Annotated in this window: 9 protein-coding genes; 3 read left to right on the forward strand and 6 right to left on the reverse strand. The window is 42.9% G+C overall.

What is annotated here, in order from left to right; all coding sequences use genetic code 11:
• Positions 1-246: 246 nt before the first annotated feature.
• Entirely contained in the window at positions 247-843 is a 597-nt protein-coding gene (locus AACU32_RS35110) for a glyoxalase-like domain protein (RefSeq protein ID WP_096606861.1), read from the reverse strand.
• Between the two features lie 200 nt (positions 844-1,043).
• Here AACU32_RS35110 and AACU32_RS35115 point away from each other — a divergent pair, with 200 nt between their 5' ends.
• Both AACU32_RS35115 and AACU32_RS35120 read left to right on the forward strand, forming a co-directional pair.
• Positions 1,044-1,676, forward strand: a complete 633-nt coding sequence (locus AACU32_RS35115; RefSeq protein ID WP_096606863.1) for an RNA polymerase subunit sigma-70 — start codon at positions 1,044-1,046, stop codon at positions 1,674-1,676.
• 97 nt (positions 1,677-1,773) lie between these two features.
• On the forward strand, positions 1,774-2,910 hold the full coding sequence (locus AACU32_RS35120) for a tetratricopeptide repeat protein (protein WP_096606865.1): 1,137 nt from the start codon (positions 1,774-1,776) through the stop codon (positions 2,908-2,910).
• A 242-nt stretch (positions 2,911-3,152) separates the two neighbouring features.
• Here the strand turns inward: AACU32_RS35120 and AACU32_RS35125 are convergent, their stop codons facing one another.
• The 5 genes from AACU32_RS35125 to AACU32_RS35145 form a co-directional block, all read right to left on the reverse strand.
• Positions 3,153-3,962, reverse strand: a complete 810-nt coding sequence (locus AACU32_RS35125) for a hypothetical protein (RefSeq protein WP_096606867.1) — start codon at positions 3,960-3,962, stop codon at positions 3,153-3,155.
• 355 nt (positions 3,963-4,317) lie between these two features.
• Positions 4,318-5,550, reverse strand: a complete 1,233-nt coding sequence (locus tag AACU32_RS35130; RefSeq protein ID WP_096606869.1) for a hypothetical protein — start codon at positions 5,548-5,550, stop codon at positions 4,318-4,320.
• Positions 5,551-5,562: 12 nt separating this feature from the next.
• The gene (locus tag AACU32_RS35135; protein WP_096606871.1) at positions 5,563-7,038 is read right to left on the reverse strand and encodes a WGR domain-containing protein; all 1,476 of its coding nucleotides are present in this window, start codon (positions 7,036-7,038) and stop codon (positions 5,563-5,565) included.
• A gap of 268 nt (positions 7,039-7,306) precedes the next feature.
• Entirely contained in the window at positions 7,307-8,716 is a 1,410-nt protein-coding gene (locus tag AACU32_RS35140; RefSeq protein WP_096608320.1) for an ATP-binding protein, read from the reverse strand.
• 122 nt (positions 8,717-8,838) lie between these two features.
• A complete protein-coding gene (locus AACU32_RS35145; protein ID WP_096606873.1) occupies positions 8,839-9,918 on the reverse strand; it encodes an ATP-dependent 6-phosphofructokinase in 1,080 nt (359 codons plus the stop codon).
• A gap of 533 nt (positions 9,919-10,451) precedes the next feature.
• Between AACU32_RS35145 and ppk1 the strand changes: the two genes are divergently transcribed.
• Entirely contained in the window at positions 10,452-12,662 is a 2,211-nt protein-coding gene (gene ppk1 / locus AACU32_RS35150; RefSeq protein ID WP_096606875.1) for a polyphosphate kinase 1, read from the forward strand.
• Positions 12,663-12,679: the final 17 nt, after the last annotated feature.

Genomic DNA, 12,679 nt, shown 5'->3' on the forward strand with positions numbered 1-12,679 from the left:
CTTCCGGTTCCTGTGGGCGTTATTTCGGGTATGCGAGAAAACTTTTTGCTCACAATTGAGGGGTCAAACCCACCATTTGCCAGTAGCATCCTTAAACAAGTCGGGGATCTCGCAGTTGATCAAAATTAATGTGGCGAAATACCAGGATTTGCAATTAAAAAAATACCCCAATGGTAGGGGTACAGGACTGAAAGTATTTGCTTACCGTGCCATTAATTGCAGGATAAGTTATTTTCTGGAATTCCCTTAATTGGCAATCTCAGCCATTTCAATGACTCGCTCTTCATAATCCTTAACTAAAAAATTGAGGGGCTTTTGGTTGCGAATCTTAAATTTCAACCCGCGTGTTTCGACTCGCAATAAAATCATTTCTAGGCAGTCGCGGTCAAAACAAACATGGCGTTGCTGATTTTTTGTCCCCAAACTAGCGCCAGTAATTACGTGTAACTGGGTATTTTTCTTTAACTGATACCACAAACCTTCACTAGCATTATTCATGGTTCTGCCAGAGAAACTAGAGCCAGTAGACATATAAAGTGGGTCTATGCTGGTTGCGCCTATGGTTTGTTCGTAGTTGTAGTAGTAGTGCAAAGGCACTTCAGCCGCAGGTAAATCTAGCAGCCCTTCATACAACTGTCGGGCAATTTCCAAATCCGACACCATTACAGTATGTACTTTTGGGGCACTGGTGAGGAACATCCACATGGCACCAGCGTAAGCCGCCAGTAGCAACACCATAATGCCTTGGGTTGATAACAGGCTATCCAGGGGCAAAGAAGGTAAAAAAGAGCCTAAAGTCAAAGGACTGAGCAGGACGGGGATGACGCTAGCTACTATAACCATGAACAAGTCAAATATTTATTGTATTAGGGAGCCGCTTTAATTATTGTCGATTAAGACTAAAATTAAGTCTTTGTTTATAGTGTATCAATAACTTTAGGGTCTGAAGTCGGAAGTCCAACAGACAAATATGAAGATATTGTGCGCTTAAATAGGAGATTAACATCTCACACATATTCTAACAACTATCAACTCAAAGGCTTGTGCAAATACCCCACTTTCCTGAAGCTAACCACCCACTAGTCAAGTCACTGTTTCATCAAAGTGACCAAGAACTGCTAACTTCTTTTCAAAACTCTCCGGATTCCGGAAAGTACTTTACGGCGATTTTTTGTCGCTATAGCCCAATAGTCTACACCTTGATTCGCCACTCAGCGCGATCGCCTGTACAAGCAGATTATCTGTTTGCCCTCACCTGGCGGCATATCTACTATGAACTCGGTGGGCTAGATTTAAACAAAAGCTCTTCACCAGACCAAGAAGCCTTAACCTTACAAAATTGGCTGATCAACATCACAGCCTTTTGCATTAACGAGATTGAACTACCACCTACAGAAGCAATTCATTATTCTCTTAAGGCAACTTCGCCTGCTTTATGGTGCTACGTTGAACAAGCTTTAGATCAACTACCACCTGTTTTGCGGTTTGTCGTCTTAATGGCTCAGACTTTCCGGTGGAGTGAAACTCGGATTGCTGCGTACCTCCAAGCCGAAGGAGAAAATATTACCCCTCTTGAGGTAGCCAATTTTATTCAGGAAGGATATCGTATGTTAGAGGCCAAATTACCTGGAGATATTCGCGCCATTTACTTGGGCGAAGATTTAGTCTCATCTTAGCTTAAGTATAAATGCGTATATTTTTATCTCTATTCTGGATAATTAAGACTCCTGCTTAGACTTTGTACTTAAAAGCGAAATTTCCCGGGTAAGTTTTATGAAACAACGGTATTTCTTACCAGAGGGTAGCATTCTGGATGTCAATCCCACCCTCAGATCAAGACGTTACGGGTTGGGAATTTGGGATTTTGCTATTTTAGCCTGGTGCCAAAGTAGCAAATTCCCATTTTTGACTTCTGGCTTTTTAATGTTGGCGATTTTTTTTAGTCCTTTAGGGGCTAGGGCTGCTGACATTACGCAACAACTGCACCGCCCTTTAAATAATTCCTCGTTACGACAATCAAGAGATCAAGCAGACAGCTTACTGCGTATTGGTGAGCAACAAAACATCTCAGGGTATTCTGAGAAAACAATTGACTCTTGCTTGCAAGCACTGGAAATTTATCACGCCCTTGGAGACTACAAAGCCCAAGGTACGACTTACGATTTGCTTGCTAAAGCCTACATCCAGCTAAATCGGTTTCAGGATGGGGAAGATGCATTGCGGCGGCGGTTAGCGATCGCGCGGGATACTAAAGACTTTCAGTCGCAAATTTTCGCACTGAATAATATTAGTACTGTGCTGTTGCAAAAAGGAGAATATACCCCAGCGGCTAAAACCGTAGAAGAAGCCTTGACAATTGCGAAAAATGTCGAAAATCTAGCAGGCGAAGGATTGTCTTTGAGTAATTTAGGACTAGTAAATGCTAGGTTGGGCAATTACAACAAAGCGATTAAATTGTATGAAAATGCTTTATCTTTCCGCCGTCAAGTTGCCGATCTTCTTGGTGAAACCAATACCCTAAATAACTTAGGCGATGCTTACCTAGCAACGGGGAATTATCCGGATACAATTGGCACTTATGGAGCAGCTTTGCGGATAGCTAAAACCACAGGCGATCGCACTAACTATTTACGAGCAATTGATGGTTTAGTTGCAGCGCACAGTTCTGTAGGACGTTATGAACGTGCTTTTGACTTATTAGAACAACGCCTAGCTCTCTCTAGAGACTTGCAAAATCTGCGAGAAGAATTTTCCACTTTTATGACCTATGGTCAATTGTACGAGCAGTTAAATAATTATCTAACTGCCCGTAACTTTTACGAAAGAGCGCTGATTTTAGCGCGGACTCTCGAAGATAGCAAGAATGAGGTTTTCTTAGTTGATAAATTAACTAAATTGCCCAAGCGTTGAGTTTTCTAAATTCAGAAGTTTTGGGGAAAGGGAAAAGGTGAAAGGGTAAAAGTTTTTCCCTTTTCCCCTTGACCAAAATTTTTCGCAGTGTGTTGTGTTTCTCACACCCTAAGCCCAAGCTACGATCCGTACGGGCGGGTTCACAGATATCCTCATTCATTAACAAAGATCCAAATAAACCCGCCCCTACTGACAAATGACAAATGACTAATGACTAATGACTAATGACTAATGACTAATGACTAATTCAAAAATACCGAGCCATTAGATTGAATTCTCATGGCTTTTGCATCTTGGGCTACGTCTGTTGTTTCATCCAATCTCACTTCCAACAAACCTGTTTCGGAAGAAGGCTGTGCATTGACTGAGATTAATCCACCATCTTCTCGTTGAAATGTCACTGTTACTGGCGCACGTAAACCCTGTAAGACTACATTAGATTTACCACTGAGCGATCGCTCTTCTGTATCGCCAATGACTTGATAAGTTACATTAGCTCCAGTTTCATTCACCAGCCTGACATTAACATTACCATTATTGAGTGCCACTGTGGCAACTGGGCTTTGTCCCTGTTGGCTTAGGGATGGTTCAGTTACAGAATTTGATTGTGAAGGAACTTGTTGCGGTGTGGAGTAAGTAGTTGAAGTATCTGTCTGTGTATTCTGCCCAGAGCGATTATAAGGCGGTTCGTTTAAGATGCGGGGATTGGGGTTAAGTCCTGTAGGTTTCGTGCTTGTAGGTGCTTCTCCACCTACACCTGTTTGATTTTGTGATGGATTAGCAGGAACAGCAGAATTATAAGGAACTGTCCCTTGGGATTGGACTTGTTGAGTTAAAGCATTGGGTGGACATCCTTGGGGAACCAAAACACGACTGTTGTGTGGTTCTTCGTAGAAAATGCGGGGACAAGGATTCACTCTACCAACAGAACTAGGCTGTGGTGTTACTGGTATTGGTGTTTGGGCTAGTGCTGGTACACTCATCAGTAAACCGCCGCAGATAGCTACTAAAAACTCAGCCGGCTTGCGAAACTTTTGCGAATTGCTAATCATTGTTGACTCCTAGATAAATCTCAACTGGAATTATTGGTTAATTGATAAATCAGCAAATTAAATCAGGTAATAAATTTGTTACTTATTACCCTTTAACCTTGAATTGATTTACTTTTTATAATGTTGATTTCGATGATTTTAATTTAACGATTAACTTAGATTTTTATATCTAGCTAAAGGGTTGAAAATTTAGCTGAATCACAGCTACTGTTTATTTCTGAAGAATGAGGAAATAAATCGTTAGTTATAATTACATAAGTAGCCGCCATTCCCGGCGTACACAAGGACACATGAAAATGGGCATGGCGCATCCCTTCTCTGCGAGACGCTTGAATATGCATCATTTATTTTTGACCTAGAAGTTCAGGCAAATTAAAACGCCTTGACTCGTGGTGGCATACAAGCGATCGCCCCAAAATTTCACCGCGGTGATGGCACCTGCTTGTGTCTGGATTGCTTGTTTGAGGTTGCCATTAAAGTCGATTTGTTCAATTTTACCCGTGTAATCTCCAACAAATAATGACTGCTCATCTACTGATAGGGTTAACACATAGGGCATTCCATTACAGGTATAAATTGGTCTGACAGTTGTGCCAGCAGTTTGCGGAGTTGGTGTTTTCTGTAATCCGTAAATTATTCGGTCACTACAGCCAACAATTACTTCTTGCGCGGTCAAATCACCACATAGAACAGGTGCTGATAGTTGTTGTATCCATTTCTCCTGACCTGTTTTGAGATTATAGGCACTCACCCCACGATAGTTTCCCAGATAAGCTGTCTCTGAATCGCTTCGCAGAAAACAGCTTTGCCAATAGTCGGCTCGGTGCTGTTGCCACTGAAGCTCTAGGTCAGTATTTAATACTTGAAGATGTCCGTATGCATCGGCAATTAACAAAGCATCAGGGGTTTGTGCCACAGCCAATATTAAATAACTGTATCTGTAATCACCTGTTGACTTTAGAGAATATATCGGTTGAGGTAATTTTGCTGTCAGGTCATAGAGGTTGCCATCGTCACAACTCACATAGGCAGCATCTTCACAGCCTGCTAAACAACGAGTCAATTTAGGCAAAGTATATTGCTGGATCGCCTCACCTTGATGATTAATTACCAAAACTTGGCCTTCCCTGGTACAGAACCAACAGCCCTGCTCATTCACCCATAAATCTAAAATCGGAATTGTCCAGCTACCATTGGGATTAGCAACTTTGTATTGCCAAAGGATTTGCCCCGCATCATTGTGTGTGCTAGGGGGAATCTGATTGGCATTCAGACTCAAGCCTAAAAATCTGCCAAAACTGCCTAATAGCGGCCATAAAGCTTGGAATTCTGGCTTTTGTAAGTAATTACTTAATTGATAATGATCGCAGGATTCGATAGTGAAGAATGGCATATTTTCCAGTTCTGGAAAGTCACCCAAATTGATCAGTTGATTGGGATACTCGACTGAACCGAAATTATAGGAAAAGGCATGGGCGCTTTCCCCAGGCATAGCCGGAAATAATAAGCCTTCTAGGATTCCGGTTTCAACACTCTGGAGCAGAAATCGCCCTTTGCCATCCCGATGTAAATAATATTCTTGACTCATAGCTAGTTCATCTCAACCTAAACGCTTGATTTCGCCGTAGGTACGGTAATAGTTTCCCTGCTTGGCTGCTTTCAATGCTTCGACCCAATAGCGATCGCCCTCACGCCGGATATCTCGGGGAAACTGTACCATCCAATCTTGGCGATATCCATCAGAAATGGCGCGTATTCGTAATTTTTGACCTTCTCGAAAACACTCCAAAATTACACCTTGGGTGGGGTCAGTGGCTATCTCTAACGACGTGGTTGTTTGTAGGGGAAGACTGGGAGCATGGGTAACGGCGATCGCGGGGGGTAAGTTTCCCGCCTGAGCGCTTTGCAGTGCTGTTGTACTGATATCCAAACAGGCGATCGCGCCTTGATTGGTCACAATGTAAAGCCGCTCCTCAAACCACTGTATCGATAAAGCAGAACCGCACCCAGTAGCAACTTTCCACAGCAACTGTCCCTGCTGACTAAAACAGTAGATAAAGGCTGAACTATCTGCCGCATAGATATATTTTCCTTGACTATCAGTGGTGCAAGCATAGACAGATGCTCCACAGGGATAACTTTCTAGAACTTCTCCCTCTTTACTAAAGCTTTGAATTTGCTTACCACTGGTTGCAACATAAAGGCGATCGCTAGTCTGACAACCAAACAGAACTTTGCCATGTGTCAGTTGATGCCAGATTTGGCGACCTGTTGCGAAGTCATATCCCGTTACTCCTTTGGTGTGGCCGTGATAGAATCCTTGGGCATCGCAACACAACATCCAGCCCATTTTGCCACTACTTAATCGAGTCCACAGAATTTGTCCTTCGGGATCGGTTTTGGTGAGACCACCGTTAGCATCGGAAACCCCCAGCATTCCGTCATAAATCGCCAACCAGAAAATATCAACACCTTTTTCTAGTTCGTAGGCAAGATAAGGAAATTTACCCGTGAGGTCATAGACACTGCCATTGTCACAACCAGCGTAAATCCAAATATCATCAATCACAATACATTTGACCGCATCCGGCAGCTGATACTGCTGCAAAATTTTCCCTTGGCGATCAAGCTTTAAAACCTGACCTTTTTCATTTCCTAACCAACAATGTTCTGCTTCTACAGCTAAACCAAAGGTACTAGAGCCAGAGTCAAATCGCCACAGGATAGGGGCTGGATAAGGCAATATTGGCTCAGAATTATTGATTACAGGAAGCGGAGCAACTGGAACAACAGGTGAGATGGGCTGCGGATTTGATTCTTTTACATGGATTGGTGTAACTGTCTTAGCAACAGTTGAGCGGATTTGATAACCCTTGCGTTGCTTGTCGCGAATGCGTTTATGAGCCTCAGCTTGAGCTTGCTCTGAGGTAGCATAAGTTTTTATTTGGGTTGTACCAAAAGTCTTAACTCGCCCAAACCGAATAGTTAGGGTTTGCTCCGCCACGGATACTTCGTAAAACTTTTGACTATTGCTGTCTGCATCAGAAAATTCCAGATAGGTAACTTCGCCAGCCATAGTTTATGGGCAATGAAATCATGCTTCGCTTTTATACTGCTTATGATTCCCAAAAATCATAGTTGATGAAGCACGACTTGGATTGTTTTTTCTTAACGTGAGTTCGACGGATAGGAAAGCGTAAAAAGCCTGCTATGTAAGAATTTCCTCAACAGGACTAGAACAGGCGATCGCCTTGGGCGCGGCTTTGCTGAGCGCGCAGAGTCCATAGTGGCGGAAGCGATTGTCACCTTGAAATCTCACTTAATCCCTATTAAAGATTGAAACTTTAAGACTCAAAAGTTACAGGTAAAGTAACTGTGAAAGTAGTACCTTTACCGAGGCTGCTTTCTACTTGAATTTGACCTTGGTGATGTTCGACAATAGCGTAAGCGATCGCTAGTCCTAATCCTGAACCAGTAGAAATGTCACAAGCTGTATTTCCTGTGGTGTGCGTACGTGCTGGATCTACCCGATAAAAGCGATCAAACAAGCGTGGTAGTGATTCTGTGGGAATACCAACTCCCGTATCACTCACTTTAACTTGTAATTGGGCAATACTATAGCGCAGCCCAGAAATGCGATCGCTACCTTCTAAACGCGCCAATTCCACATTCACTCGTCCCCCAGATGGCGTGTACTGTAAAGCATTGCCAATCAAATTCGTAAACAGTCGCACCAACTGATCCCAGTTACCTAAAAGCGTGAACCAATTCTCAAACAATTCGGGGCTAGTTTCCTCAGTATGAGAATCAACTAAATGCAACGAAAGGTTAATTTTCTTTTCAGTCGCTAATAATTGCTGTTCTTCCAGCACTTCCATCAGCAAAGCATCAAGTGGGCAAGATGAAAAGTTATCTTTGCTGATACCACTATCTTGCCTAGCGAGAAATAGTAAATCATTGACTAACCTACCCAAACGCTGGGTTAGTCGTTCCACTAATTTTAACTGTTGTCGATAATGTAAAGAAGTAGTAGCTGCTTCGCCTTCTGCTAACTCTAAATCAGCCAGCGCCACTTGCACGTTAGTTTGAATCAAAGTTATGGGATTTCTCAGTTCGTGAGAAGCATCGGCGGTAAATTGTTTCAGGCGTTGGTAGGAATCACCTACAGGTTCCATCGCTTTACCAGAAAGAAACCAACCGCTTGCACCCACAGAAATCACCATTAACCAAGTACCAATAGCCAAATCCAACATGAATTGACGGCTAGGTTTAGTGACTTCAAACCAGGGATGGCTAACACGCAGATACCCTAACACCTGACGCCCAAATTCTACCCGGTGTGTAACTTGACGCAATAATACAGGTGATTTTTCCCAGCCTTCATTCCCCACACGCACAGTTTCACCCGTGCGATTCCCATGAATGGGAATATTCAAAGGCGTAGATAGAGTTGACCAGAGTAATTCACCAGTAGCACTAAACCATTCCAAATCAATATGATCGTCTTCTACGGTATCAGCATTATCGCGGAAACTAGCTTCTACATTAATACGTAATGTCTCACTGCCACTGTTAACAGGTTCAATTACAAGCGATCGCTCTACAATTTCCACCACATGATTAAGAGTATCGTCAATCCGCTCAACTAGCGTACTGCGAACATATAAATATACTCCACTAGCAAATAATAGAAGTAATACCGCTGTTACAGCAGTGTACCAAAGTGCTAGACGGCGTCGGGTAGCTTGGAACATTGTTAGGGGGCATGGGGCATGGGGCATGGGGCATGGGGCATTGGGCATTGCGAAGGGTAGGAAGCTGTTTTATCTTCTCCTCACACTCCCCACACTCCCCACACTCCCTTGTTCTCTTTCTTTTAATCTCCTAAATAAATACCCAAACCACGAGCGGTTTTGACTAGGGTATCTTCTGGCTTAACAGCTCTATATTGCGCGATCGCTTCGGCAATTGGTACGGCGAAAACTTGGCGATTTTGCCAGGTTACCATGTAGTCATATTTACCTTCTTCTATCAGGTTGACGGCGGCGACTCCAAAGGCGGCTGCTACTAGGCGATCTAGTGGTGAAGCGGTTCCACCCCGTTGCAGGTGTCCTAAGACGGTGACTCTGGTTTCTGCGCCAATGCGATCGCTCAGTTGATCGGCTAAGTATTGACCGATACCACCATATCGCCATTGACCTAAACTATTGGTCAAGGTGACTGCTGCACCATCTTGAGTCCGAACGGCTTCGGAAACAATAATTAAACAATAGTTTTTGCCTTGTTCTTGGCGCTGTTTAATTTTGTGGCAAATATGCTCAATATTGTAGAGAATTTCGGGAATTAAAATTACATCTGCGCCGCCAGCAATTCCCGCAGCGATCGCAATATGTCCCGCATCTCGACCCATGACTTCTAAAATGATCACTCGACTGTGAGAAGCAGCTGTAAAATGTAAGCGATCGAGTGCTTCTGTGGCAATATTAACGGCTGTATCAAAACCGATGGCATGTTCGGTAATGCCAATATCATTATCAATTGTTTTGGGAATACCGACTAAATTAATTCCGCCTTGTTGTGCCAAGCGCCGGAGAATCGCCAAGCTACCATCACCACCAATGCCAATCAAAGCATCTAAACCGAGTTGATGGTAACCTGCAATAATTTCTGCGGAGCGATCGCATAAACTACCATCAGGCATCGGAAAAGCGAAAGGATCGCCTTTGTTGGTCGTGCCTAACATTGTCCCACCAGAAGTTAATAGCGGGTCAACTTGCTCGATTTCCAGTTTGGTAAATTGCGGTGGACGCGCCATTAATCCCAGAGTTGCTTGCCGAATTCCTAATACTTCCCAACCTTTTTCACAAGCACAATGGACTACAGCTCTGATCACAGCATTCAAACCAGAGCAATCTCCACCACTAGTAAGAATGCCAATACGCTTAGATTCTCCCATATTTTTGTTACATTTCAAAAAGGAAATATTTTCAGTAGTCTTACGTGCGGTTTTGCCTGACTACATTGGTAATTTATTTGCCCTTGCCCTTGAATCTTTGACAAGCAATCATCAATTGAACCTATATTACTTTCACGCTTTAGGGCGTATTTTCAAAGTTTGAGATCCCCCCAACCCCCCTTAAAAAAGGAAGCAAAGAGAGCCTTAAATTCCCCCTTTTTAAGGGTAATAATGGGGTATCTCCGAGGAATGTTAGGAATAATGAGTAGTTTGAAAACACGCTCTAGGCGCTAGAGAAACAGAGAATAAAGAGAAATTTATCTATTTGGCATTGCCAATATGATTCACGCAAGATGCCTATTTTACAAACTTTTGCGTACAATAATATATAATGCTTTTTTAAAAGTTTTTAACAAATCAACACAATTAGCGATCGCTTTTTAACAAGCAATTTTGCTTAACTCCGCAGAGCTTGACACTATTTCCTTTACTATGGTCTAGTATGGGCGGCAACTTTTTGTTCTCAGGTGATCATGCCAAAATCCAAGAAGAGCGGTAGTTCTGTTAATCTCAGCGATTCACAATATTATCTCAACCGAGAATTAAGCTGGCTGGAGTTTAATAGCAGAGTGTTACATGAAGCCTGCGACCAGCGAACGCCACTTCTGGAAAGACTGAAATTTTTAGCAATCTTTACCTCGAATTTAGATGAATTCTTCATGGTACGGGTTGCAGGTTTAAAGCAACAAGTAGAGGCAAAAGTTACGCTGTTAAGTCCTGATGGTCGCACACCGCAACAACAGCTAGATGATATCAGGTTTACACTCAGTCCCCAGGTCACCAAACAGCACCAACATTTTGAACAAGTACTCAGGCCGCTATTGGCAAATAATCACATCCACATCCTGGATTATATAGATTTAAGTGATAAACAGCGGAATTATCTCGATAACTACTTTGAAGAACAAATTTTTCCCGTTCTCACTCCCCTAGCTGTTGACCCTAGCCATCCGTTTCCTTATATTTCTAATCTGAGTCTAAATTTGGCAGTAGTCGTCAAAAATCCCGAAACAGAAGAAGAATTTTTTGCCAGAGTAAAAGTACCGAAAGTTTTACCGCGATTTTTACCTTTACCGCCAGAATTAGGAATTCAGCACCACGGTCAACCTGCCCACTGGACTGGTGTACCTTTAGAACAAGCGATCGCCCATAACTTAGATTCCCTATTTCCGGGAATGAATATTCAAGAATATCATCCCTTCCGGATTACCCGTGACGCTGATTTAGCCTTAGAAGAAGATGAAGCCGACGATTTGCTGTTAGCCATCGAACAGGAACTCAGAAAACGGCGGATTGGGGGAACACCGGTGAGGTTAGAAATTCAATCTCAAACTCCCGAAGGAGTGCGATCGCGTCTATTACAAGATTTAGAATTAACCGAAAGCGATGTTTACGAAGTAGATGGACTTTTAGGACTGCGGGATTTAATGTATTTTATGGCATTACCCCTACCAGAATTCAAAGATCCACCACGACAATCTGTAGTCCCTAACCGCCTACAATGGTTGCGCGAACCTAGTGTTAGTTCGGAAATCCCAGAGGTAGAGGAAGGAAAAGACTTTTTTGCCGTTATTCGCGAACGGGATTTATTAGTACACCATCCCTATCAATCTTTTTCCGCCACAGTTGTACGTTTTATTACCCATGCAGCCCACGATCCGAATGTGCTAGCGATTAAAATGACGCTTTATCGCACTTCGGGAGACTCGCCCATCGTCAACGCCTTGATTGCTGCTGCGGAAAATGGTAAACAAGTATCAGTATTAGTGGAATTGAAAGCGCGATTTGATGAAGAGAATAATATTTACTGGGCTAGACGTTTAGAAAGAGTTGGGGTTCACGTTGTTTATGGTCTAGTCGGGCTGAAAACCCATTGTAAAACTATCATGGTCGTCCGCCGCGAGAAAGACCGGATGCGGCGCTACGTACATATAGGTACAGGGAACTATAACCAGAAAACCGCACGACTTTATACAGATTTAGGATTATTCACCTGTCAGGAAGAAATAGGTGCTGATATCACCGATTTGTTTAATTTTTTAACAGGTTATTCCCGGCAAAAGTCCTATCGCGAAGTACTAGTAGCTCCTGTAAATATGCGCGATCGCTTTTTAGCATTAATTAATCGGGAAATTGACAATGCTAAAAATGGAGTTACCGGGCGGATTGTCGCCAAAATGAATTCCTTAGTCGATCCCCAAATTATCGCCACTTTATACGAAGCATCCCGTGCCGGAGTACAAATTGACTTAATTATTCGCGGAGTCTGCTGTTTACGACCTGGACTAAAAGACATTAGTGAAAATATTCGTGTTATTAGCATAGTCGGCCGCTTTTTGGAACACTCCCGCATTTTTTATTTCTATAACAATGGTCAAGAAGAAATCTATATTGGCAGCGCAGATTGGATGCGTCGCAACTTGGATCGCCGAGTAGAAGTAATCATCCCCATCAAAGACCCAGATATTGCCAAAGATTTGCAAGAAATCCTCGGAATTATGCTGGCAGATAATCGCCAAGCTTGGGAATTGCAAGCCAATGGCAGCTACATTCAACGCCATCCCTGCGATCATGCTCCCGAAGGTAACTCACAAAAAACTCTCATCAATATGGCATTACGTTCAACTAGCATTGCTTCAAATCTCATTGATTCCAAAAAGAATTCTTTCTATCTTGACAACTAGCTAAATCTAGTCTTTAT

This window comes from Calothrix sp. NIES-2100 (genome assembly GCF_963875285.1).
Lineage (GTDB): Bacteria > Cyanobacteriota > Cyanobacteriia > Cyanobacteriales > Nostocaceae > Aulosira.

Coding starts and splice junctions, on each gene's coding strand:
- AACU32_RS35110 (WP_096606861.1), bottom strand. CDS start 843: ATGGTTATAGTAGCTAGCGTCATCCCCGTCCTGCTCAGTCCTTTGACT.
- AACU32_RS35120 (WP_096606865.1), top strand. CDS start 1,774: ATGAAACAACGGTATTTCTTACCAGAGGGTAGCATTCTGGATGTCAAT.
- AACU32_RS35125 (WP_096606867.1), bottom strand. CDS start 3,962: ATGATTAGCAATTCGCAAAAGTTTCGCAAGCCGGCTGAGTTTTTAGTA.
- AACU32_RS35130 (WP_096606869.1), bottom strand. CDS start 5,550: ATGAGTCAAGAATATTATTTACATCGGGATGGCAAAGGGCGATTTCTG.
- AACU32_RS35135 (WP_096606871.1), bottom strand. CDS start 7,038: ATGGCTGGCGAAGTTACCTATCTGGAATTTTCTGATGCAGACAGCAAT.
- AACU32_RS35140 (WP_096608320.1), bottom strand. CDS start 8,716: ATGTTCCAAGCTACCCGACGCCGTCTAGCACTTTGGTACACTGCTGTA.
- AACU32_RS35145 (WP_096606873.1), bottom strand. CDS start 9,918: ATGGGAGAATCTAAGCGTATTGGCATTCTTACTAGTGGTGGAGATTGC.
- ppk1 (WP_096606875.1), top strand. CDS start 10,452: ATGCCAAAATCCAAGAAGAGCGGTAGTTCTGTTAATCTCAGCGATTCA.